Below are 23,232 nucleotides of genomic sequence, written 5' to 3' on the forward strand. Positions count from 1 at the left end.
ACCATCATTCTGAGGGACGACCACCCAACCTCAAGCGCTCCGGTGTTCGGCGCGCCCGTTACATCATCTAGCTGGCGGACGTCCTGAGGAGCCAGAAGCAACTGAGAGAAGGGCGAATTCTGATTTTCGCGCTTTCGCGAACCGCTCAGGAGCTCGTAGGCGCCCCCCTGCTCCTGGACGCTGGTTACCACCGAGCAAGGGCACCACGGCTACCAGCGACGCTGAATGCGCCTCTCAGGGCATCTTGGTCGCCGGGAAGAACGAATGAGCAGAAGGAAGCGTCACAGTCTCGCGTCGGACGCTGGATGGTTTGCGGCAGGGTTCGCGCTTGAAGCGCTGGTTCAGACAGGTCTGATCTGGCCTCTACTACGGCTGATCCTGGCGATCCTGATGTGGGTCCTGTCGTCCGTGTTGATGCTCGTCCTCCTGTTGCTTGTCTTCGGAGGCGTGAAGGTGCTCGGGGCGGCGATCGATGGAGACTCCGAAGCTATCTGGTGTGTGGCGATCATCGGCGGCCTACTCCTGCTGTCCCTCGTGGGGCTGCGGCGCCTGATCCGAAAGCTGCTGCAGCCTGCAAAGCCCAAGCCGCGTGTCCCGCTCGATTATCACGGCCCAATGAGGACGGAGTTGGACGACTTCCTGGGGCCGATGAAGGCGGAGAAGGGCTGGAAGCCGGAGCCGCCTCTCGAGCCTGAGCCCGAGCCTGAGCTCAACCACACGGAGCTGAAGAACTGGCGCGGCCCAATGAAGACGGCGATGGACGACTTCCTGGGGCCGATGAAGGCGGAGAGGGGCTGGAAAGGATGATCACCGTCACGATCAACGGGAGCACCTGGCATACGCCGGACGAGAGGAAGGCGATCTCGTGGGGCTTCGAGACCGCGATCCGTCTGTGGAAGAGCCGCAAGACCGTCACGATCGACGCCGACGTGCCCGACGAGCAGACGCGGGCCCGCGTCATCGACGCGATCATCGGCGAAATCCGTGCGGAGACACTCCAGTCGGTTTCCTACAAGGTCTCGGTTGTGGAGAGGTCCCCGGAAGCGGTGCGCGACAAGAACAACGTCATCCCGTTCACCAAGCCCCGCAAGGGCCAGTTTGAGCTGTCGGACGGCGGGCTGATCGAGGTCATCACCGGCTTCGAGCATCCGGACTCCGCCGAGAACCAGCGCATCATGCGTGAGGACGAGGAGGATCAGCTCCACGACCGCAAGTAGGTCCTGCGACACCGCCTCAGCGACCTCCTCTACCACAAGGCGGTCGTGGAGAAGGTGCAGGGTTGGGACGGCGTGCGGGCCCTCGCGGACGAGATCCTCGACCTCATGGCCAAGAGGGGGTTTTAGGGCGGCGGGCCGCAGTTCTGGATAGTGTCGGAGGCCTTCCGCAACGATCAAGGCCGGCGAGCTGGACGAGCATGGCCTCCCGGAGATCGTTGGGTGGGTTCAGCGTTGGACAAGCACGACCTAAGCCAGGGCCCGGGTGCGCTTCGTGAAAGCCCGACTCCGCGAAACCGGGAAGGCGCGGCTCACAGAAGCTCGTAGAGACGCGAGCGAGTCAGAGCAGGCCTCCCCCTAGGGACCCAAGTGCCAAGGCTGCCGTTGAAGCCCTGATGCGTCCCCGCGGGCATCAGGATCGCCAAGCACAGCGGCGCCAAGGACCGGGCCGCGACAGTCGTGAGCGCAGCCAGTGCTGACTTGGCTGTCGATCACGATCCAGTAGCGCCGCCAGATGCGGCGGGCCAGAACATCGTCCTGTCGGTGATTGGCTCGACCATCCGGCCGACCGCCATCGAGGTCCGCGACATCGCGCCCATCAGCAAGGAGTGACACATGGCAGGACAATTTGCCGGGACCGCCTTCGTCAAGGAGCTTCACAAGAGGTGGCTGAAGACGGGCAAGACCCAACGCGAGATCGCCGCCGAGTTTGGCAAGGCTCAGAGCTGGTTCTCCAACTTCGTCAATGGGCATGCGGCACTTCCATTTGAGGTGTGGCCGAAGATGATGAAGGAGCTCCAGGTTCCGGCGACCGAGATGCGGATCATGTTCGTGCGCGCGATGGACGCCTACGCACCCGACGAGCCCGGACCTGAAGAGGATGTGCGTCGCATCTGGTATGGCGCCAAGTCGTGCATCGACGAGATCGGCTGGGACAATATCATCCGCAACTGGCCTCGGCACTAAACTGCCATCGAGTTTGCGTCACATTCCAGCCGACTCGCCGAGTTCGTGACGCTATACAGAACGAGTCGGCGATGATTTCCGCAGCACACAGCGCACTGCAGAGGAGGCTGAACATGACGGGCACGCTCAACACCAACGTCGTCGGCTCGGAGATCGCGGCCGACGACCTCGACACGCTGCTCGCGGGCATCGAGATCGAGGAGACTCAGGAGGAGCTGCCCCGAGAGTGGTGCGGCGGACCAAGGGCTCCGAGGCCGCCGGCTCGGCTCTGAGGGACTCTGAAGGGCATCGTGCGGCCCAAGGACTCCATTGCCAAGGACTGAGCCGGGATCGTAGCGGGCACAGAAGGCATCCCCCACGCGCAGGGTCGGATTTTCTAGGACTTCGTGTTCCGCGGCGGAGTTGTTTGGAGCGGATCCGAAAGGACGTCGGCCCACCACGTCCGTCGGTTCTGGGCTGCCCCGCGCGGGCCGTAATCGCGATGCTCGAACACACCCATGAGCACGTTCGTGTAGGTGGCGAGGATCTCTCTGCCCCGGCCCTCGACGAAGTTGCGGGATGCACCTCACGATATAGCCGAGGTAAGCTCTCTGGATCGAGGGTGAGCGATTAATGCCTTAGGGGCCTTTTCACGAGCAGCGCGTCTACAATCGGCGACGCGACATCCACGCCTTCTACGGCGGCCAGCAGCAGGGCGGCATCTGCACCCCGAGCCAGCACCCGGTCATCATCGTCTTCACGGGCTCGAGCGGTGAGCAGCACGGTTACGCCGACGGCTGGTCGCCGGATGGCGTGTTCCGCTACTTCGGCGAGGGCCAGGTCGGCGATATGGTGTTCGAGCGTGGTAACCGCGCCATTCGGGATCACCTGATCGACGGCAAGGACTTGCTGGTGTTCCAGACGCGCGGCCGAGAGGGGGTGCGCTTCCTCGGCCAGTTCGAGTGCGCCGGCTACAGCATCGAGGCTGCCCCGGACCGCGAAGGCAACCAGCGTTCCGCGATCATCTTCGAGCTCGTTCCCACTGGCATCGCCGAGAAGCGAATTGAGGAGGGGCAGCCGCTCGACAAGTCAGAACTCCAGGTTGATCTGGTCGGGCTGCGCAAGCGCGCCTTGGAGGCGGCTCGAACAACCCCGCAGGTCACTGGCACTGAGGCTCGCCGGAGCCTGTATCGGCGTTCAGAGGTCGTCCGACGATACGTCCTCGCCCGAGCCGCCGGAGTCTGCGAGAGCTGTAATGAGCCTGCCCCATTCGTCACCATGCAGGGCGAGCCCTACCTCGAACCGCATCACACCCGTCGCCTCAGTGACGGAGGTCCAGATGACCCCCGGTGCGTGGCAGCGGTCTGCCCGAACTGCCATCGCGAGATCCACCACGGGCTTCACGGGTCGACGAAGAACGAAGCTTTCATCGCGACGATTGGCCGGAAGGAGACCGCCTCTGGTGCATGACGTCTCCGAGCTGGCAGACGGCACCCTGCACTGGTTCGCGGACTGGCCAGTGCGGCACGTGCCGACCTCTGGCTCGATCGTCTACACGATCTGGGACCGAGCCGGCGCCTTCATCTACGTCGGCATGGCGGGCCGGAGCACATCGACCTCAGCCAAGAGCAAGGGGCCGTTCGGCCGCCTTGAGAGCCATGCGAACGGCCGGCGCAGCGGCGACCAGTTCAACGTCTACATCTGCGACCGCTTCGTGCTGCCCCGCGTGCACAACCGCATCACCGAGATCGCCGAGGGCCGTCTGTCGCTCGACCTGCTCACGCGGGAGTTCATTCGCGCCGAGCTGGGTTTCCGGTTCATCGCCGTGACGGACCCGGCCGAGGCCTTCCTGATCGAGCGATGCTTACAACGAGGGGAATGGGAGGCTGGCCGACCGATCCTGAACCCGATCGGCTCAAGCAGCTTGCTTTTGCCACCAGCGTAGAACGAGATGTCGCCCGGGCACGATAGGGGCGCACTTGTGCATACACCCCCTCAACACCACGCCTCAGCCAGTCCTGGCAACGACAGATGACGAATTAAGCAGAACTAAATGGACGGCTGTGCGATTTTCATGCAGCATTCTCACCAACGTCAGATCCGTGAACTGATGAAGGGATGACCACACCAATGAAGACGCGCCGCATGTTCTTGAGAGGTGCCGCCTGCGCGGCTGCGGGGAGTTTCGCTGCGCCGGGCGTGCTCCGCTCGGCCTGCGCGCAGGGAACGGGCTCGACGGTGCGCATCGGCATGGTCCTCCCAGTTACGGGACCTGCGGCAGATCAAGGCCGCTACGCCCTGAATGGCGCCAAGATCGCTCTGGAGCAGGTCAACAAGGCCGGCGGCGTGCTCGGCAAGCCGCTCGAGATCGCCACCGAGGACGACCAGACCACCAATCCCGGCGCGGTGCTCGCCTTCTCCAAGCTCGCCTCGCAGCCCGATCTCGTCGGGTTCATCGGGTCGATCCGCTCGACCCAGAACCACGCCATGGCGCCCGACATCCTGAAGACCGGAAAGCCGGTCTGCTTCGGCGGCACCGACCCGGTGCTGACCCAGATGGGCAATCCCTGGATGTTCCGCTTCCGGCCGAACGACAGCTTCTCGGCCCGGGTGATCGCGGATTTCGGCGTTACCACGCTGCAGAAGAAGAAGTGGGCGGTGGTGCATTCGACCGACGCTTTCGGCACGAGCGGCGCAAAGGCGCTCACCGAGGCCCTGGGTAGGTTGGGCGCGAGCGTGGCGCTCGACCAGGGCTACGCCAACCAGAGCCAGGACTTCACGCCGGTGGTGCTGGCGATCCGCCAGTCAGGCGCCGAGGTGATCGGCTCCTATTTTCCCTTCGAGAACGACCTCGGCATCTTCGCCCGGCAGCTGCGCCAGCTCGGCGTCACGGTGCCGTGGGTCGGTTCCGCTTCGATCGTGACCCTGACGGCACTTAAACTAGGTGGACCTGCGCTGTTCGGCACCTACGGCGTCGCGGATTTCGTAGAAGATTCGAGTGAGGCAGCTCGCGCCTACGGCAAAACTTATCGAGAAAAGACAAACCTTCAACCGGATGGGCAATCATCTTGGACTTACGACGCGGTCACCGTGCTGGCAATGGCCATCAACAAGGCCGGCAAGACCGACTCGCAGGCGATCCGTGAGGCGCTGCTCGCCGTGCGCGGCCACCAGGGCGCAGAGGGCACCTACAACTTCGACAAGAACGGCGATGGCCTGCACGGATACAACATTGTGAAGAACGAGAACGGCACGATCGCTTTCGACAAGCACATCGATTTATACCAACCCACATGATGGAGCCGTCGCTGGTGCGTGCTCTCTGGTGTGTTGCAGCAGATGGTTGCTGTCGCCGAACTCGAGGCCGGCTTGATCGGTGACCGCACGCGCAAGGCGCTGCTGGCCGCGAAGGCGCGCGGGAAGAAGCTCGGCACCCCGGCCAACCTGAAGACCAGAACGTCGGGCGAGAGCGCGGGCGAGCCGCGCGCACGCGCCTTGCCGATGCCTGGGCGGCCGACCTCAGCGAGACGCTCGCTGAGGTGCAGGCCACCGGGGCCGCGTCACTGCGGGAGATCGCGACGGGTCTTACGGCGCACGGTATTCTCACGGCGCGGGGTGGGACGACGTGGTCGGCCGCGCAGGTCCAACGCCTGATGGCGCGCATGAGGGGCAGCGGGACGCCGGATCAGGCCGGCGAGGCAAGCGGCTTGTCCTTCTCGACGATGTAGGTGATGCCGAGCCGCACCGACTTCGGGCCGACCTTGGACCCGGCATGCGGCGTGTTCGGGGGCACCTGGAACCCCTCGCCGACCTTGTAGGTCTTGGTCTCCTGGCCCTGGATCGGCACCTCGATCTCGCCGTCCAGCACGTAGCTCGACTCGATGCCCGGATGCGTGTGGCGGGCCACCGTCGTGCCGGCGTCGATCTCGACCTCCATGAGGAGCGTGACGTAGCCCGGCATCGGCCCTTCGGTCTGTTTCAGGAGCTTGCGCTTCAGCCCCGGCGTCGCGGCGGGCGAGTTCTGGGCCGAGACGTCAGTGGCGAGGAACCCCGTCGCGGTGCAGATCGCGCACGAGACGAAGCCCGCGAAGTTGCGGCGTGTCAGCATGGCATCCTCCCTGCTCGGCCGGTCAGTGTCGACGGCGTGGCGGAAAGAGGATCAGGCCGCCGTGGCGAAACGTCAAGGTGTGCTCTACCCCATCCGGCCAGCCTAGACTGTCGCGGGACTGTTCGCCCGGAAGATGACGGCCAGGATTGGATTGCGGTGCCGTGCGGATCAGCGCGACGTCTGCCCCCGCTGCGCGGGGCGTGTCGCAAACGTTCAACGCCCGAAAAATTGTCTTCGAACAGGGCGTCACAATGCCTGCTCACCGTTTTGAATTGTGAAGGAGAAGCTCAGCCTGGTTCCGGACCGGGATCCAGGACGGGAACTTAGCAGTTCAAGCTCCTCCGTTCTCGCTCATGCGCCGCATGCGCTGTGAGACCGTGAACCGCCCCGCCGGGTGGATAGTCGACGAGATCTCGAACACCTTGCCCTTATCATCCACGTAGCGCCGGAGGATGCGCAGCGCTGGCATGCCGGCCTGGGCCTGCAAAGCCTCGGCGCGGGCGGGCGGCAGCGGGATCGCATCAACGTCCTGTCGGATCTCGGCGCTGCGCCGGCCATAGCGCTGCTCGATCAACGTGCTGATCAGCAAGTCGGGTGAGGCCCGCACAACCTCGCCAAGTTCGGCATAGGCCGGCTCCACGTAGACGTCGGTCCAGCCGATCGGGGCCCCACCCGGCCGGCCGTCCACGCGCAGGCTGGAGATCCGGAACCAGCGCGTTCCCTCCTCGCAGCCGAGATCTGCCGCGAGGCCCGCATCCGCCACGACCTCGGCCGTCTCCTGCACGGAACGCATGTGGGCGACGCCGAACTGGATCAGGTCCTCCAACGAGGCGAGCGACTGCCGGTAGCCACTCGTCGGCACCGCCGCCTCGACCCGCGTCCCCGCCTTCTTGTTGCGCGAGATCAGCCCTTGGTCCTGCAACTGGCGGATCGCGGTTCTGACCGTGTGCCGGCTCGCCCCGTAGTGCTCGCAGAGTTCCAGTTCGGTCGGCAACAGCGACCCGACTGGGAACCGGCCTGAGGCAATCCCGCCCGTCAGATCGCGCGCCACCTGCGCCCACAGCGTCTCGCTCATCAGTCCTTCTCGCACGCTCGCGCGCTCCCGCCCGCTACCCCTCTTGACATTATGTCCGAACATAATCTACCACGCTTAATGTCCGAACATAATAGCGCCCGCCACACTGCGCTCGGAGGAAACATGAGCCGCCTGCTGCCCCCTGCTGCCACCACCGTTATCGACTCCCTGCTGTTCCGCGACGCCTTCGGCACCCCGGCCATGCGCGCGATCTTCTCCGACCACGCGCTAGTCCAGCGCTACATCGAGGTCGAGGTCGCACTCGCCAAGGCCGAGGCGGCCTGCGGCGTCATTCCGGCCGAAGCCGCCGAGCAGATCGCCGCGAACTGCAGCTTCGACGCGCTCGACTTCGACCTCCTGCGCCACGAGACCGACAATGTCGGCTACCCGATCCTGCCGCTCGTCCACCAACTGGTAAAGCAGTGCGGCGAGGCCGGGCGGTTCGTCCACTGGGGCGCCACCACCCAGGACATCATGGACACCGCCAACGTGCTCCAGGTCCGCGCCGGGCTCGATCTCGTGGCGGCCGAGGTCGACGCCCTGCGGGCGATCTTGGCCGACCTATCGCGCCGCTACCGCGACACGCCTATGGCCGGCCGCACCCACCTGCAGCAGGCCCTGCCGGTCACCTTCGGCTATAAGACCGCGATCTGGCTCGCTGCCCTCGATCGGCACGCCGAGCGCCTCGCCCAGGTCCGCCCACGGGTCCTGGTCGGCTCCTTCGCCGGCGCGGCGGGGACCCTTGCCTCGCTGGGCGAGCACGGCCTCGCCGTGCAGGAGGCCTTCTGCCGCGAACTCGGCCTCGGTGTGCCAGTCTCGACCTGGCATGTCGCCCGCGACGGCTTCGCCGAGGTGGTCAACCTGCTCGCCCTGATCACCGGCTCGCTCGGCAAGATCGCCCTCGATGTGATGATCATGGCTTCGACCGAGTTTGCGGAGGTCTACGAGCCCTTCGTCACCGGGCGTGGCGCCTCCTCGACCATGCCGCAGAAGCGCAACCCGATCTCCTCCGAACTGATGCTCGCCGCCTCGAAGGGGGTGCGCCAGCAGGCCGGACTGATGCTCGACGCCATGATCCAAGACTTCGAGCGTGCAACCGGCCCTTGGCACGCCGAGTGGATGGCGATCCCCGAGAGCTTCGTGCTCACGGCGGGCGCTCTGCATCAGGCCAAGTTCGCGCTGGGCGGCCTGATCGTCGACGAGGCGCAGATGCGCAAGAACCTCGCGATCAGCCGGGGCCTGATCGTCGCCGAGGCCGTGATGATGGCGCTCGCGCCCCACACCGGCCGCCAGCAAGCACACGATTTGGTCTACGCCGCCTGCCGTGTCGTGAACGAGCAGGGCGGCACGCTGGCCGAGGCGCTCGCCAGCGTGCCGGAGGTCACTCGCTACTTCGACCGGACCGCAATCGACCGGCTGACCGACCCAGCGAACTACCTCGGCTCCGCTCCGCAAATGGTCGACCGCGTGCTGGCCTCGGCGCCGCGCGACCACTGACCCCACCCCGATCCCGATCACCGCAAGCGCCGCGCCGCAGGGCTGACCGCCCGCGGCGGCAACAAGAGCGCGCGGTCCCCGGCTGCCTACGCTCCTTAGAGGAAACTATGTCGCTGACCGTCAGCAACGCCGCCGATCTTCATCCGCCGCCTGTATCTGGTGCTAAACCGCGTAAATCAATCTGGACGAACCTGGGCTTTCAGATTGTCGTCGCCATGATTCTGGGTGCGGCGGTCGGTTTCCTGTTCCCGAACGTGGCGACACAACTCAAGATCCTGGGCGATATCTTCCTGCGCTTGATTAAGACGGCGGTGGCGCCGCTGGTCTTCCTGTGCGTCGTAGTCGGCGTGACCTCGGCGGGCGACTTCAAGCGCGTCGGCAAGGTCGGGCTGATCGCCATGCTCTATTTCGAGATCGTGTCCTCGATCGCGCTGGCGGTGGGCTTGCTCGCCGGGAACCTGCTCGGCGTCGGCCAGGGCATGGCAGAGTCGACGAAGGCGACGCTCGCCCAGGGCAAGGCACCGACCGGCGCCGCCGCGCCCCATTCGACGCTGGACTTCATCCTCAACGTCTTTCCGGACAACTTCATCGGCGCCTTCGCCCGGGGTGAGCTGCTCCAGGTGCTCGTGATCGCGCTGATCTTCGGCGCCGCCCTGCTGCACCTCTCGCCCGAGAAGCGCCAGCCGATCGAGCGGGGCCTCAACACGATCTCGGACGCGTTCTTCGAGTTCATCCACCTGATCATGTGGTGTGCGCCGATCGGCACCTTCGGGGCAGTGGCCTTTGCGGTTGGGTCGAGCGGCACGAGTGTGCTGCTGTCGCTGATCTACCTCGTGCTGAGCTTCTACGCGGTGGTGATCATCTTCATCATCGTAGTGCTCGGGACGATCTCGGCCCTGTTCAAGATCAACCTGTTCCGCTTTCTCGCCTTCATTAAGGAGGAGATCTACATCGTGCTCGGCACCGCCTCTTCGGAGAGCGTGCTGCCACGTCTGCTGGAGAAGCTGCCGCAGTTCGGCTGCTCGCGGCAGGCGGTCGGCCTGGTGCTGCCGACCGGCTACGCCTTCAACCTCGACGGCACGTCGATCTACATGTCGATGGGCGTGATCTTCTTGGCCAACGCCTACCACGTGCCGCTCGACCTCGGGCAGCAGCTCGGCATCCTGGCGATCATGCTGCTGACGTCGAAGGGTGCCGCGACGGTGTCGGGCGGGAGCTTCGTGGTCTTCGCCGCGACGGTCGCTGCAACCGGCGTGCTGCCCCTGGAGGGCCTGCCGATCCTGTTCGGGGTCTACCGCTTCATGTCGATTGCGATCGCCACCACTAACGTGGTCGGCAACAGTGTCGCGACTGTGGTGACCGCGAAGCTCGCCGGCGAGTTCGACGAGACGATGGCTCGTGACGCACTTGCCCGCTTGCAGGACGAGAAGGCTGTCACTGCCTGATCTCCATCCGGGCCGAATGTGCACGGCGTGCTGATCGACTTTCGGTCAGTCAGCACCATCATCAGTATCGGCCTTGCCCGCCCCCTATGGCGTTCTCGTTGAGTAGCTCAGGCCAGTTCAAAATAAAAATTCGACCCTCCCAAGTGTGACTTAAATGAACTTTCAGCAACCGCTTCTCTCGCTGAGGATCGCCGGATTGAGCAGCAACGGCACGAACTTCAATTTCTGCAACGAGGGGGGCGTGCCGTAGTCCTTTGTATCCAGTGGCTTAGGCGGAGGGGAAGGACCGGATTTCTGCTGACCGCGTGAAGCGGACGAGGCTGCGGCGGGAAGAGCGATTTTTGTTCATTCGGGCGAGCCCGTGGTTTTCGGCAGTGCTCCGCTTCTTCACCAACTGGAACGCACCACCGGCGAGGGCATGGTGCTGTCAGGTCCAGCTGGCGCAAGCGCCCTTCGACGAGCTGGCGCGCGGCGAGCACCGCCTCCGCGACGATGCCTCTGCACCCAAATCAGGCCCCAGCTGGCGGCGTTTCTGTCGTCGAGGCAGCCCGGGAGGCACGAAAGAGCGAACGTCAGCCACCGGCCGAGTTGCGGCTGAGGCGAGCCGACAGGGAAGGATCCATGCCGGGGTGGGTGTGAACACAGCACTCACCCCCTCCGGCAAGGTCAGACCCGCCTAGGACTTCGGTGTCGGGGAAGAGAGCGATCAGAGCGCTCACTCACAAGGGCGAGCACAGCTTTATCCGACTACGGCCGGCATCACTCATGCTGGTCTCGCAGGTGCCTTGCGCACCGGTGTAGGGTAGGGGCGGAGGGAGCACATGCACGAGAAGAGCACGGAGCGCCGCCTCGCTGCCATCCTGGTCACAGACGTCGTCGGCTACAGCCGCCTGATCGGCGCTGACGAAGCCGGCACTCTGCGTCGACTGAAAGCGCTTCGGCGCGAGCTGGTTGATCCTGCCATCGCGGCTGCGCGTGGTCGCATCGTGAAGTCGACCGGCGACGGGCTGATCGCCGAGTTCCCGAGCCCCGTCAGGGCAGTGTCGTGCGCCGTGGCGATCCAGAAGGCGATGGCGGGTCGGAGCGCCGGGGAGCCTGAGGATCGTGCACTGCGGCTGCGCATCGGCATCAACCTCGGGGACGTGGTCGCGGAGCCAGACGGCGACCTCTACGGGGACGGGGTCAATGTGGCGGCACGGCTTGAGCCGCTGTCGGAGCCCGGCGGCTTGTGCATCTCGCGCAGCGTCTACGACCAGGTGCGGGACAAGCTGCGCTACCCCTTTGAGGACCGCGGCAAGCAGGAGCTGAAGAACATCGCCCGACCGATCGGCGTCTACGCGCTGGGGGCCACCGCGATCGCGGGGCTCAACCCGGAGGACGAACTCGATCCGGCGCCGGCCGCGCGAACAGGACGGCGTGCAGGGATCGTCGCGGCCTGCGCTGCGGCCCTCCTTGCAGCGGGCGGGCTCGGCTGGTGGGCATTCCGGCCGGGCCAGGTTCCAGCGCCGGCACAGACGCTCGCCGCGCAGATGATCGGGACGGCGCAGCCCGCGCCGCGACTGTCGATCGTGGTCTTGCCCTTCGCAAACCTCAGCAACGACCCAGAGCAGGACTTCTTCGCCGACGGTATAACCGAGGATCTCACCACGGATCTCTCACACCTCGATGGCAGCTTCGTCATCGCCCGGAACACTGCCTTCACTTACAAGGGCAAGTCGGTCGATGTGAAGCAGCTCGGGCGCGACCTCGGCGTGCGCTACGTGCTTGAGGGCAGCGTGCGTCGCACGGGCGAGCAAGTGGTGGTGAACGCGCAGCTGATCTCGGCGGAGACGGGCGCGCACCTGTGGGCGGATCGCTTTGAGGGCGACCGAGCGCGGCTCGGCGAGCTAGAAGTGGAATTCGTGGCCCGCCTCGCTCGCTCTCTCGACGTGCAGCTCACACAAGCAGAGAGCCTGCGGTCACTACGCGAGAGGCCGAACAACCCGGACGCGATCGATCTAAGTTTGCGCGGCTGGGCGGCATTATATAGACCTCGGCAGATTGCCAACAACAACGAGGCGCAGAATTACTTTGAGCGCGCACTTGCACTCAATCCAAATCTCCCTCGTGCAGTCTTGGGCCTCTCTCGCGCGATAATCATTAGACCAGCAATGGCTTGGAGCGTCGACAGAAATAAAGATATTCAAGAGGCAGATGATCTTATCAATAAATACCTGGCCTTATACCCAAATGATGCCGTAGCTCTGGTTATTAAAGGCGATGTTTATCGAGCGCGCCGTCAGTTTGATTCAGCACGTTCTATGTATGAAGCTGCAATCGCCAGCAATCGAAATTATGCAGTAGCGCACGACTTGAAAGGGCACGTCTCGACATTGACTGGCAAAGCACACGAGGCTATCCCGAATGTGCTTCAGGCTATTCGCCTAAGCCCGCGCGATCCTCTTTTGGATGTATGGTATTATCATATCTGTCATGCGCATACGCATCAGAGACATTGGGAAGAAGCGGTCTCTTGGTGTAACAAATCGGTGGCTATCTCACCCAACTGGCTTCCCTATATCGATCTTGCGGCTGCCTATGGTTGGCTTGGAAGACAAGCCGAAGCTAAAGCAGCCGTCGCTGAGGTCCTGAAGCTCATGCCTGGCTACACAGTTCAGAAGTGGGCGAACGCAGGCTGGTCTGATAATCCGATTTTTCTTGAAGAATACAAATATATTATTGACGGTCTTCGGAAAGCTGGTCTACCCGAGAACTAACGACGTTTCAGCAAACGCCTACAGAGGAGCGCTTGACAATTTCGGAGAGGGTGCCCCGCCCGCCCCGCTTCAATCCCCACGAGGGGTGGGTGTTACAGATCTATATCACGCCGCGAGGACGCGGCTGACCTGCGTCGCGGACCATTCCCCACTCAGCGCCGTCCTGACGCCGCGGGCGTTCAGCGCGTCGGTGATACCTGCGAACCCTACCGGTCCTGGTGGATGATTGCATTGGACGTCAGCTTGTAAAGCTGGTCCCGAGCCCGACCTCAGGGATCATGCGCAAGCGTTGGCGGACCTCCATCTCGCTGCCACAGACGCATCGTGAGATCTCGCACCCACAACCTCTCTTGCGAGGAGCGCTGCATGCCGCAAAGCCAGCTCCTCGCCCAAATTTACCTCCAAGTGCGGCTTCTCAGTCCTCAACAGGTCCGGCACTGCCGGTTATAAGAGAGCTGGAGGGGACGAGCATGGACAAAGCCGTCGAGCGCCGACTCGCCGCTATTCTTGTAGCCGATCTTGTTGGCTATAGCCGGCTTGTCGGTGTGGATGAGACTGGCACGCTGCGGCGACTGAAAGAGCTCCGGCGCGAGCTCATCGAGCCGCGGATTGCGGCTGCGCGCGGACGAGTCGTGAAATCGACAGGCGATGGGCTGATCGTTGAATTCCCCAGTCCCGTGCGAGCGGTGCTCTGTGCGGTGGCGATCCAGCACGCGATGCTAGTCCGCGACGACTCGGTGGTGCCGGACAAGGCCTTGCGGCTGCGGATCGGCATCAATCTCGGGGACGTGGTCGCGGAGCCAGACGGCGACCTCTACGGCGACGGGGTGAATGTCGCGGCGCGGCTGGAGCCGCTCGCGGAGCCCGGCGGGATCTGCATCTCGCGCAGCGTCTACGAGCAGGTGCGGGACAAGCTGCGCTACCCGTTCGAGGATCGCGGCAAGCAGGAGCTGAAGAACATCGCTCGGCCGGTAGGTGTCTACGCGCTTGGGCCTGGGGTTATCGTCGGGCTCGGCGACGAGCAGGAACTCCTCGACGCCGCGCCGGGGCGAGCGGCGGGAGGGCGATGGCGGACCGGGACAGCAGTGGCGGCAGGTGTCGTGGCGCTCCTTGGCGTGGGCGGCCTCGGCTGGTGGACTTGGCGTTCGCCGCCAGCGCCTACGCCGGCTCAGACGCTCGCTGCGCAGATGATCGGGGAGGCGCGGCCGGCACCGCGGCTCTCGATGGTGCTGCTGCCCTTCACGAACCTCAGCAGCGACCCCGAGCAGGACTACTTCGCGGACGGGCTGACCGAGGATCTCACCACGGACCTCTCCCACCTCGACGGCAGCTTCGTCATCGCCCGGAACACGGCCTTCACCTACAAAGGCAAGTCCGTGGACGTGAAGCAGCTCGGGCGTGACCTCGGCGTGCGCTACGTCCTGGAGGGCAGCGTGCGCCGCACGGTGGACCGCGTGATCGTGAACGCGCAGCTGATCTCGGCGGAGACCAGGGCCCACATCTGGGCGGACCGTTTCGAGGGCGAGTGGTCGCGGCTCGGCGAGTTGCAGGCCGAGTTCGTGGCGCGACTCGCGCGCTCCCTCGACGTTGCGCTAACCCATGCTGAGAGCCTGCGCTCTCTGCGGGAGCGGCCGAACAACCCCGACGCCGCGGACCTGACCTTTCGCGGCTGGGCGGCCCTGAACAGGCCGCGTAGCCCCTCGAATACTGTCGAAGCCATCGGCCTTTTCGAGCAAGCTCTGCAACTTGATCCCCATTCACCAAAAGCCGTGATCGGTCTAGCACGGGGGCTTGCGATCCGAGCGCGAGCCGGTTGGAGCAGCGACTCGGCTGCCGACGCGAATAGGATCGACGAGTTACTCACGCCGATCCTCTCTGTCTCGCCCAACAACGCGATGGCGCACTGGTCCAAAGGGCAAGCATTAGCGTTCCGGAAGCAGTTCGACCGCGCGATTTTAGAGCTCGATGCTGCAATCGCGAGCGACCCGAACTTCGCTGATGCGCACGCTTTTGCAGGGTTGCTGAGGATTTTTGCTGGCCGTTCGATGGAGTCTTTTCCTTACTTCGACAAGGCAATACGTTTAAGCCCTAAAGATCCAACCCTGCACAATTTCCTATTTGATATTTGTCATGCTCATTCACACTTAGCAAACTGGGATGAGGCAATCAAGTGGTGCAGCAAATCTCTTGCTGTCGCACCATATTACATGGCTTATATTGATCTAGCTACGGCATACGCTTGGACTGGCCGCACAGTTGAGGCGAAAGAAGCTGTAGAAGGTCTACTGAAAATTTCTCCAGGCTATACCGTGAAGAAGTGGGCAAATGCTGACTGGTCAAACAACCCGACCTTTATCGCGGAATACAAGCGCATGGTTGAGGGGCTGCGCAGGTCTGGACTACCAGAAAACTAGCCGTTTACTATATAGACTCGATCGTGACGGAGCGCTGTGCAGTTTCGGAGAACGGGCCGCTCCGATCTCCACGAGAAGATGGGTATCACGGCCTTGGTGCGCTGGCTGATCAGCTCGGCCTCGCGCTCGACCATTGCCGCCATGGCGTGGGTGGTGAGCTCGTTCGCCAAGGGCAGGTCGCAGGCGACGACCTCGATACGCTGCTCGCCGAGATCGAGATCGCGGTCGAGGAGGATCTGGTCGAAGAGTGCGATGGGCCAAGTGCTCCAAGGCCCGTCAGTGCTGCCTATTAAGGCCGGAAGATCAGCGTGTGCACCAAGGACGGTCGCTCGACCTGCTCAGGCGGGAGTTCATCGCGCCGAGCTGGACTTCCGGCTCCTCGCCGTGGCGAGCCCGGCCGAAGCCTTCCTGATCGAGCGACGCCTGCAACGAGGGGAATGGGAGGTCGGGCGGCCGATCCTGAATCGAATGCCAGGCAGCCTGCTTTCGCCTAGGGTCTGACTCATTCAGCTTGGCTGTGTAAGGGGCCGAGAAGGGTGTGGAGCCGACCTTGACGTGACCGCAGCAAGCGGACGTGCATTCATGCGGAACGGATGAACGCCGCACGATCGATTAAGCGAGCGCAACAGAGGACAGAGCGTCTGCTGCTACGTAAACAATGCTAACGGTGAGCAGCCCGGGAACATCGGTCATGCGGCCAATCGGCCCTGGCGTCGGTCTGCGGCCGCCGCAGCGCGGTTCCACTATACCCGCTTAACGTGCTAGGGGCCGATCACAGCATGGCCAGAGATCACATCGGCGCCGGACAGGAGTCCCTCAGCTCCTTAGAGAGTGTGCTCATCACACCCGAACTAGAGGGGCGCCCTAGCCGGCCGCCCGACTACGAGCGGCAGGCCCGGGCGCTCGACGTCCTCGCCACCGCTCTTGCCGAGACGCCCGGCGATGCCCTCCAGGAACTGGTCGAGGTCATCGTCGAGCTTTGCGACGCCGGTTCGGCGGGGATCAGCCTCGCCGAACAAGAGGCCGGCGCCACACCTATCTTCCGCTGGGTAGCGGTTGCCGGCACCTGGGCAGACAAGCGCGGCGGCAGGATGCCGATTGATGCCAGCCCTTGCGGCGTGGTTGTTGCGCGCAACACCACGTTGCTCTTCGCTCATCCCGAACAACACTTCGCCGCGGCCAAGGTCGAGCCGCTCATCTCCGAGATCCTGCTGGTGCCGCTGCGTGCCGACGAGCGCCCGATCGGCACCGTGTGGGCCATCGCGCACGACCCAGCGCGACGCTTCGACCGGGAGGATGCGCGGCTGCTCCTCAGCCTGAGCCGGCTTGCTGGCGCGATAGCGCAGACCACCGCCTCGCTTGCCGCGGCCCGAGAAAGCGAGGCGAACCTGCGGCGGCTCAACACCGACCTCGAGCGCCAGGTGGCGGCGCGGTCGCGCGAGCGCAGCCTGCTGTGGCAGCACACCCTGGACCTCCTCTCCGTCATTGACCTGCCCTCGGCGACCTTCGAGCGGGTCAACCCGGCATGGACAACTTTGCTCGGCTGGACGGCTAGAGAGATGGAGGGCCGTCCCTATGCGGAGTTCGTCCACCCGGACGATCTCGCGGCGAGCGCCGCGGCTTTCGAGGCGGTGAGACGCGGCGATCCCATGCTGCACTTCGAGAACCGCTACCGGAGCCGGGAGGGGAGCTGGCGGCGGCTATCCTGGTCCGCGGTGCCAGAAGGGGACAAGCTCTACAGCACAACGCGCGATGTGACGGCGGAGCGGGCGCAGGCCGAGGCGCTGGCGCAAGCGGAGGAGGCGCTCCGCCAGAGCCAGAAGATGGAGGCGGTCGGCCAGCTCACGGGCGGGCTCGCGCATGATGTGAACAACATGCTTCAGGGCATCCGCGGCGCGCTGCAGATGATGGAACGCCGGATTGCCGGCGGACGGCTGGACGAGCTGCCGCGCCTGTTCCGCATGGCGGAGGAAGGGGTGCAACGCGCGGCTGCCCTGACCCGCGGCCTCCTGGCCTTCGCGCGTCGCGGGCAGCTCGACCCGAAGGTGGTCGTGGTGGACGACCTCGTCACGAGCATGACCGACCTCATCCGGCGCACGGTGGGTCCGGGCATTGAAGTCCGGGCCCGCCAGCAGCACGGGAGCTGGCGTGTCCGCCTCGATCCGAGCGGCCTGCAGAGCGCACTGCTGAACCTGGCGATCAACGCGCGCGATGCCATGCCGGAAGGCGGCCTGCTCACCTTCGAGACCGAGGAGGTGACGCTCACGGCGGAGGCGCTCGGCCCGGAGCGGGAGGTCGCGCCCGGCGACTTCGTCCTCGTCACCGTCTCCGACACGGGGTCGGGCATGCCGCCCGAGGTCCTGGCCCGTGTCTTCGAGCCCTTCTTCACGACGAAGCCGCAGGGCCAGGGCACGGGGCTCGGGTTGTCGCAGCTCTACGGCTTCGTCCGCCAGTCCGGCGGCTTCGTGCGGGTCGCCAGCGCGGTCGGCACGGGCACGCGGGTCTGCCTCTTCCTGCCGCGCCATTGCGGCGAGGGCGACCGCGGCGGTGAGCCGGCACCGGGCCGCACGGCCAGGAAAGACGACGGCGTGGGACGCACCGTGCTCCTGGTCGAGGACGAGGGATCGGTGCGGTCGACCATTGCCGAACGGCTGCGCGACGCGGGCTACGACGTGCTGGAGGCGGGGGACGGTCCGGCCGGGCTCGCTATCCTAGCCGGCGCGGCGCGGGTCGATCTGCTGCTCACCGATGTCGGGCTGCCTGGCCTCAACGGTCGCCAGCTCGCGGAGGATGCGCGGGCGCAGCGGCCGACCCTGCCGGTGCTGTTCATCACGGGTTATGCAGGCCTGGCGCTCGAGGGGGCGTTGCCGCCGGGCATGGCCGCGATTGCGAAGCCCTTCCCGCTCGACGCGCTGGCCGATCGGGTCGGCGCCATCATCGAGAAGACACCCGATGCCCCGGACCCGCAGGCCGGCTCCACATCCGAGCGCCACATGAGTAACGACGGATAATACTCGCGGGTCTCGTGCTGCCAAGCGCGCACGTTATGGGGAGGTTCGCTCAAGTCGAGCTCGGCGGAAGCCGCTGGGAGTCGAAAGCGGGCACCAGCAGAGTCAAGCTGATTGAGTTTCGACCTCAGTATTGGCCTGAGTTGGCGGTTCGACGACGTCGATGCTGTTGATCAGCATCACCACCATCAATTTTGGCCTGGTGGGCGTTCTCCTCCGCGAGTTCGATGAGGATCGTCGCGAGGCGCTCGGCGCCGAGTGCCGTCAGGTTGGCAACGCTCACTGTCTTCTTGGACGCCATGCCGTTCAGCTCCTTGATCCGGCGCAGGGTCGGGAGCCTGCGTCCGCCCGCTTCCCGACCTGCCGAGCAGGTTGAGGCACTGTGATACAAGATCACTCACCCGGAACAGCGTGAGAGGGCGAGCACTCTCTGCTGCTCATCACGATCTTAACGGAGGGGCCGGAGGGAGGCGCCGACGCGCAGGCCGGCCTTCTCGACCCAACGCGTCGTGATCCAGGTCGAGCTGGTGCTGAGTCCGCCCGAGCCGTTCGAAGAAGACGGCCCCATAGCGGCTCTCGCGAACGCAGTTCCGATCCGCTGAGGCGTTGCGCGACGAGCGCCGTCAGGCTTCTATTCCCATCCCGCCGGGTCGACGGGAGGGAGAGAGACGATGCAACGATCATCGCGGAAACACCCACGCTCCTGGGGCGTCCTGCCTCGCCGCGCACTGCTACAAGGTCTCGCGGCATTCGGCCTCGCGACCGCTTCGCTGCCCGCCGTGGCGGCAGAGGCCGCATCGGCCCAGATCCAGACCGAGGAGTTCCGCCTGCCGAGCGCGGAGCAAGGCGTCGACATCTATGTGCGCAACAAGCATCCGGCAGGGGAGACCAAGTTCGGGAGCGACCGCATCCTTCTCTACGTGCACGGCGCCACCTACCCGGCCTCGACCGCTTTTGACCTGCCGCTCGGCGGCTTGTCGATGATGGACTATCTCGCCGGCAAGGGCTTCGACGTCTACCTCGTCGATCTGCCCGGCTACGGGCTCTCCGGACGACCTGCCCAGATGAGCCGCCCGGCCGCAGACAACGCGCCATTCATGCGCACCCCGGACGCCGCCGCCGTCGTTGGCCAGGTAGTTGATGAGATCCTGAAGCGTCGCAGTGTCAGCAAGATCAACCTGATGGGCTGGTCCTGGGGCACCTCGACGATGGGCCTCTACACCAGCACGCACAACGACAAGGTCAACCGCTTGGTCCTGTATGCGCCGCAGTGGATCTCGCGCACGCCGATGCTCATCGGCGGGGACGGCCCACTCGGCGCCTATCGGACGGTGAGCCGGGACAGCGCTCGGGATCGCTGGTTGAAGGGCGTGCCAGAGGACAAGAAGGCCGACCTCATCCCGGCGGGATGGTTCGAGCAGTGGGCCGACGCCACCTTCGCCACAGACCAGGAAGGGGCCAAGCAGTCGCCTCCGGTGCTGCGCGCGCCGAACGGCGTCATTGCCGACTCGAAGGACTACTGGCAGGCTGGAAAGGCGCTTTACGATCCCGGTGAGATCCGGGTGCCAACCCTGCTCATCCATGCGGAATGGGATGCGGACCTGCCGAGCTATCAGGCGCAAGAATACTTCACCAAACTGACGCGTGCGCCCTACAAGCGCTTCATCGAACTGGGTGAAGGCACGCACACGGTGGTTATGGAGAAGAACCGGATGCAGTTCTTCCGTGAAGTTGCAGGCTTTCTGCTGGAGTCTGATCCGCAGGCGCTCAACTAAAATCGGCTCTGGCGCTCTTCGGGCCGGTGTTTTCTCAGAAGGGCGACTGGACGTCGATGCCGTAGAGGGCTGAAGGGTGGGGGCATGGCGGCAATGTCAAAGGGTGTTGGCGCACCGGCATGCCCCCTTCGGCCACAGCACCGGCACCTGGTCCGTCTCGCTGGTGGGTGAGATTCGGGATGCGCGTTACACGCGTGCGGGTCCCATCAGGGCTCGCAGATCGGCCGCCGCACACGGTGTTCGGCGGCTCTCATCGTCACGTTGCTCGACTCTGGGCCGACCCGCCGGCTCGCTGCGGGCGTGTCGGCGGGCGTCGAGCCGCTAGGTGCGGTGGGGATCGCTGCCCGCCGTGACCTTCACAGCAGGATGATCACCCGCGTTGTCCGATCTCGCCGCGCGGGGCACTCCCTCATCGGCCGTAAAGCCAGCAAGCCAATCGGCGCTGTCCTGCGAGCCGGCGCGATAGGGATCGTCCGAATAGGTCTTGCCGGCGGCTTTCGCGGCCTTGCCCTCATCGAAGATCGCCTGAGACACCACGAAGAAAGCCATAGGGTCGCCCTCCGTCTGCCCTGCGCCAAGCATATGTCCGCCGACGCTGAAGCGCGAGGGTGTTGGGTGGGAACGGACCCAGGTGGTGTTCGCAGCTTCGAATTCTCTCCTTCTGACCGGAACCGAACGGCCGACTGTGCGTTACGCGCGGGCGAGGCCCGTCAAGGCTCGCAGGTTGGGCGCCGGACACGGTGTCCAGCGACTCTCATCGTCACGTTGCTCGCAAGGAGGATGTGGTCATGAGGACCTTCGACTTCGCGCCCCTGTATCGCTCCACGGTCGGCTTCGACCGCCTGTTCGACATGCTCGATCAGGCTGGACGTGTGGAAACCCAAACCTCTTGGCCGCCCTACAACATCGAGAAGGTGGCTGACGACGCCTACCGCATCACGCTCGCGGTGGCCGGGTTCGGGCCAGATGAAATCGAGCTCACCCAGAACAACACCATGCTCCTAGTCAGCGGCCACAAGAAGGAGCCGGAGGGCGAGCGCCAGTTCCTGCATCGCGGGATCGCTGCGCGCCAGTTCCGGCAGACCTTCAACTTGGCCGAGCACGTGAAGGTCACGGGTGCGAACCTCGAGAACGGCCTGCTCTCGATCGAGCTGGTGCGCGAGGTGCCCGAGGCCCTGAAGCCGCGCCGCATCGAGATCGGCGGCGGGTCGGCCGCGGTCGGGCAAGACAACGCGCCCGCCGCGCAGGTCGAGCATCAGGTCAAAGCGGCCTGATCTGGGCGCGGCGGAGGAGCGGGGTCGGCGCATCCCGTTCAACCGCGAAGCCGTGTGAGAGCACCTGAGAAGATGAACTGAACGCGTGAGACGGCGGCTAGGGCATGCCTCATGGGATGCCCTGGTCGTCCCGTCCTCGGCCTTGGGGAGAGGATGCTGTATGCAGACGACCGAGATGAACGGCCATCAGCCTGCAACCGTGGTGGCGGCCTCGACCTTGCAACCCAAGTCGATCGACGCGCGGGACCCGCTGGCCGGGCCGGGAGGGCTGTTTTGCCACCCGGACGACGTGCTCGATCACCCGGGCCTCTGCGCGAGCGAGAAGCGCGCCATCCTGGCGTCCTGGGCGTCGGACGCGAACGCACTCGAGAACGCACCCGCGCTTAGGCAGACCGATAGTGGTGCGATCGTCCCGGTAGACGACATTCTGGCCGCTCTCGGTCAGCTGGACGGTGTGGTTGCTCATCGAGCGCCGCGCTCCAATCAGCGTCGATGGACGCATCGTCGGCTCACGCCGAGGTCACACCGGTCCGTGTATCGGCTGCGGCGCCAGGATGACGACGATGACCCGCCGCCCTGCCCAGCGGCAGCCAGACGGCAAGCAGCGTTTCTGGCCGTCTGCGCCTAGCTTGCGGATCACTTTATCAAGCTGGAGAGCGCTCGAGAGCCCATCTGCTCGTTGAGACGGGCAAGGTGATCGTGCAGCACACGCCGTCAGGCCTCAGCTCGTAAGTAGTCTCGGCACCGAGCTGATACGGGAGCGCTCGCTCGATCAGCTCGCGTCCGTAGCCCATCACGCGGCTCGGCACCCCGGCTAACCTGCGGAACCAGGATCTCGCATGAGGGCGCGGGCGGGCTGCGCGCGCACGACTACGCGCCTCCTCGGCAGCCGACTTCTGGGGGAGGATCAAGGAGGTGTGTGCCTCCAGGGCCTCGTCGCTACGAGAGATCGCGACCAGTCTCATAGCCCCTGGAGCTCTGACGCCGTAGGGGGATAACGGGGTCGGCCGCGTAGGTGTAGCGCCTCATAGCGCGTAGAGGCTGAGCAAGACCTCAGTCCGAGGTCAGCCGGGCACAAATGGCATCGTAGTGGCGGACTGCAAAGCGGATCAGGTCGGCCTTACCGGCAGCATGTAGCTGCTGACTGAGAGCAGCGGCCTCGTTGGAAATGGTCTTGATGCTGAACAGCAGAGCGTCCGCGATCCGCTGGTAGGACCGGCCTTCGGCCAGGAGCTTCAACATGCGCAGCTGACGGACGGTGAGCCGGTCGAGCGGATTCGTCGATGGGGGCGGGGGCATCGCGAGGGCGAACACCAGGTCGGCGTTGAGATAGCTCTTGCCGGCCTGCACGAGGCGGTAGGCCGTTGCGAACTCCTCTAGGCCCGCGGTCTTGCAAACGTAGCCCTGCGCGCCCGCCTGCAAAGCCTCACGGGCGAAAGAAGCCTCGTCGTGACTGCTGAACACCAGCACGCGTGGGGCGGGAGGGCAGCTACGCAAGCGGGGGATCAGTGTCAGTCCGCCCAAGGGCGCTCCGGGAAAGGCCAGGTCGGTCACCACGAGCGTCACCGCAAGCTCGTAGGCGAGGCGCTCACCTTCAGCCGGACTAGTCGCTCCGTGAGTGGTGACGCCCGTGGGTGCGAGCAGCCCACGGAGCGTGTCGATGACAACCAGATCATCGTCGATGATCAGCACGCTGGTCATGATTGGTGCGCTGCCTCAGT

22 protein-coding genes and 1 pseudogene are annotated in these 23,232 nt (G+C 64.9%); 18 read left to right on the top strand and 5 right to left on the bottom strand.

Annotated elements, in window-relative coordinates; all coding sequences use genetic code 11:
* Positions 1-264 precede the first annotated feature (264 nt).
* The 9 genes and pseudogenes from MET2598_RS0109755 to MET2598_RS43545 all read left to right on the top strand — a co-directional run.
* The gene (locus tag MET2598_RS0109755) at positions 265-807 is read left to right on the top strand and encodes a hypothetical protein (protein ID WP_018260699.1); all 543 of its coding nucleotides are present in this window, start codon (positions 265-267) and stop codon (positions 805-807) included.
* Positions 804-1,217 carry a hypothetical protein gene (locus tag MET2598_RS0109760; RefSeq protein ID WP_018260700.1) on the top strand — a complete coding sequence of 138 codons (414 nt, stop codon included), beginning with the start codon at positions 804-806 and terminating at the stop codon, positions 1,215-1,217. Before MET2598_RS0109755 ends, MET2598_RS0109760 begins: the two co-directional genes overlap by 4 nt.
* A 456-nt stretch (positions 1,218-1,673) precedes the next feature.
* Positions 1,674-1,826, top strand: coding sequence for a hypothetical protein (locus tag MET2598_RS40930; protein WP_157182121.1), 153 nt, complete (start codon positions 1,674-1,676; stop codon positions 1,824-1,826).
* A gap of 3 nt (positions 1,827-1,829) precedes the next feature.
* The gene (locus tag MET2598_RS0109775; protein WP_018260702.1) at positions 1,830-2,180 is read left to right on the top strand and encodes a helix-turn-helix domain-containing protein; all 351 of its coding nucleotides are present in this window, start codon (positions 1,830-1,832) and stop codon (positions 2,178-2,180) included.
* Between the two features lie 113 nt (positions 2,181-2,293).
* On the top strand, positions 2,294-2,452 hold the full coding sequence (locus tag MET2598_RS40935) for a hypothetical protein (protein ID WP_018260703.1): 159 nt from the start codon (positions 2,294-2,296) through the stop codon (positions 2,450-2,452).
* 520 nt (positions 2,453-2,972) lie between these two features.
* The gene (locus MET2598_RS36245; protein WP_018260704.1) at positions 2,973-3,629 is read left to right on the top strand and encodes an HNH endonuclease; all 657 of its coding nucleotides are present in this window, start codon (positions 2,973-2,975) and stop codon (positions 3,627-3,629) included.
* Positions 3,622-4,104 carry a hypothetical protein gene (locus MET2598_RS0109790; RefSeq protein ID WP_018260705.1) on the top strand — a complete coding sequence of 161 codons (483 nt, stop codon included), beginning with the start codon at positions 3,622-3,624 and terminating at the stop codon, positions 4,102-4,104. Before MET2598_RS36245 ends, MET2598_RS0109790 begins: the two co-directional genes overlap by 8 nt.
* Positions 4,105-4,304: 200 nt before the next feature.
* Positions 4,305-5,456, top strand: a complete 1,152-nt coding sequence (locus MET2598_RS0109795; RefSeq protein ID WP_051086574.1) for an ABC transporter substrate-binding protein — start codon at positions 4,305-4,307, stop codon at positions 5,454-5,456.
* A 197-nt stretch (positions 5,457-5,653) separates the two neighbouring features.
* Positions 5,654-5,887 (top strand): annotated as a pseudogene (locus MET2598_RS43545) (hypothetical protein); the annotation flags it as partial.
* Here the strand turns inward: MET2598_RS43545 and MET2598_RS0109800 are convergent.
* Together MET2598_RS0109800 and MET2598_RS0109805 are read right to left on the bottom strand one after the other, a co-directional pair.
* Positions 5,845-6,267 (bottom strand): cupin domain-containing protein, encoded by a 423-nt coding sequence (locus tag MET2598_RS0109800; RefSeq protein WP_018260707.1) that lies wholly within the window; start codon positions 6,265-6,267, stop codon positions 5,845-5,847. The pseudogene MET2598_RS43545 and the gene MET2598_RS0109800 overlap by 43 nt on opposite strands.
* Before the next feature lie 331 nt (positions 6,268-6,598).
* On the bottom strand, positions 6,599-7,342 hold the full coding sequence (locus MET2598_RS0109805) for a GntR family transcriptional regulator (protein ID WP_018260708.1): 744 nt from the start codon (positions 7,340-7,342) through the stop codon (positions 6,599-6,601).
* 123 nt (positions 7,343-7,465) lie between these two features.
* Between MET2598_RS0109805 and pcaB the strand changes: the two genes are divergently transcribed.
* The 6 genes from pcaB to MET2598_RS36250 all read left to right on the top strand — a co-directional run bounded on the left by pcaB (position 7,466) and on the right by MET2598_RS36250 (position 18,465).
* Complete coding sequence (gene pcaB / locus MET2598_RS0109810; RefSeq protein ID WP_018260709.1) at positions 7,466-8,839, top strand: 3-carboxy-cis,cis-muconate cycloisomerase; 1,374 nt, start codon at positions 7,466-7,468, stop codon at positions 8,837-8,839.
* 107 nt (positions 8,840-8,946) lie between these two features.
* Positions 8,947-10,284 (top strand): cation:dicarboxylate symporter family transporter, encoded by a 1,338-nt coding sequence (locus tag MET2598_RS0109815; RefSeq protein WP_084673809.1) that lies wholly within the window; start codon positions 8,947-8,949, stop codon positions 10,282-10,284.
* Between the two features lie 821 nt (positions 10,285-11,105).
* Entirely contained in the window at positions 11,106-13,040 is a 1,935-nt protein-coding gene (locus MET2598_RS0109820; RefSeq protein ID WP_018260711.1) for an adenylate/guanylate cyclase domain-containing protein, read from the top strand.
* A 470-nt stretch (positions 13,041-13,510) separates the two neighbouring features.
* A complete protein-coding gene (locus tag MET2598_RS0109825) occupies positions 13,511-15,454 on the top strand; it encodes an adenylate/guanylate cyclase domain-containing protein (protein WP_026190632.1) in 1,944 nt (647 codons plus the stop codon).
* Between the two features lie 23 nt (positions 15,455-15,477).
* Positions 15,478-15,747 (top strand): hypothetical protein, encoded by a 270-nt coding sequence (locus MET2598_RS40950; protein WP_157182123.1) that lies wholly within the window; start codon positions 15,478-15,480, stop codon positions 15,745-15,747.
* 486 nt (positions 15,748-16,233) lie between these two features.
* On the top strand, positions 16,234-18,465 hold the full coding sequence (locus MET2598_RS36250) for an ATP-binding protein (protein WP_018260713.1): 2,232 nt from the start codon (positions 16,234-16,236) through the stop codon (positions 18,463-18,465).
* Between the two features lie 124 nt (positions 18,466-18,589).
* Here MET2598_RS36250 and MET2598_RS40955 read toward each other — a convergent pair whose 3' ends face one another.
* Positions 18,590-18,763: a hypothetical protein gene (locus MET2598_RS40955; RefSeq protein WP_157182124.1), complete on the bottom strand. Its 174-nt coding sequence runs from the start codon at positions 18,761-18,763 to the stop codon at positions 18,590-18,592.
* Positions 18,764-19,133: 370 nt separating this feature from the next.
* Here MET2598_RS40955 and MET2598_RS0109835 point away from each other — a divergent pair, with 370 nt between their 5' ends.
* The gene (locus MET2598_RS0109835; RefSeq protein WP_084673810.1) at positions 19,134-20,237 is read left to right on the top strand and encodes an alpha/beta hydrolase; all 1,104 of its coding nucleotides are present in this window, start codon (positions 19,134-19,136) and stop codon (positions 20,235-20,237) included.
* Between the two features lie 321 nt (positions 20,238-20,558).
* Here MET2598_RS0109835 and MET2598_RS36255 read toward each other — a convergent pair whose 3' ends face one another.
* A complete protein-coding gene (locus MET2598_RS36255) occupies positions 20,559-20,786 on the bottom strand; it encodes a hypothetical protein (RefSeq protein ID WP_018260716.1) in 228 nt (75 codons plus the stop codon).
* A 239-nt stretch (positions 20,787-21,025) separates the two neighbouring features.
* On the opposite strand from MET2598_RS36255, the gene MET2598_RS0109845 reads away from it, so the two are divergent.
* Both MET2598_RS0109845 and MET2598_RS40960 read left to right on the top strand, forming a co-directional pair.
* A complete protein-coding gene (locus MET2598_RS0109845) occupies positions 21,026-21,511 on the top strand; it encodes an Hsp20 family protein (RefSeq protein ID WP_018260717.1) in 486 nt (161 codons plus the stop codon).
* Between the two features lie 160 nt (positions 21,512-21,671).
* Positions 21,672-22,139, top strand: a complete 468-nt coding sequence (locus MET2598_RS40960) for a hypothetical protein (protein WP_084673811.1) — start codon at positions 21,672-21,674, stop codon at positions 22,137-22,139.
* A gap of 425 nt (positions 22,140-22,564) precedes the next feature.
* Here the strand turns inward: MET2598_RS40960 and MET2598_RS0109855 are convergent, their stop codons facing one another.
* Complete coding sequence (locus tag MET2598_RS0109855; RefSeq protein ID WP_018260719.1) at positions 22,565-23,212, bottom strand: response regulator; 648 nt, start codon at positions 23,210-23,212, stop codon at positions 22,565-22,567.
* Positions 23,213-23,232: the final 20 nt, after the last annotated feature.

Origin of the sequence: Methylobacterium sp. WSM2598 (genome assembly GCF_000379105.1) — a bacterium.
Lineage (GTDB): Bacteria > Pseudomonadota > Alphaproteobacteria > Rhizobiales > Beijerinckiaceae > Methylobacterium.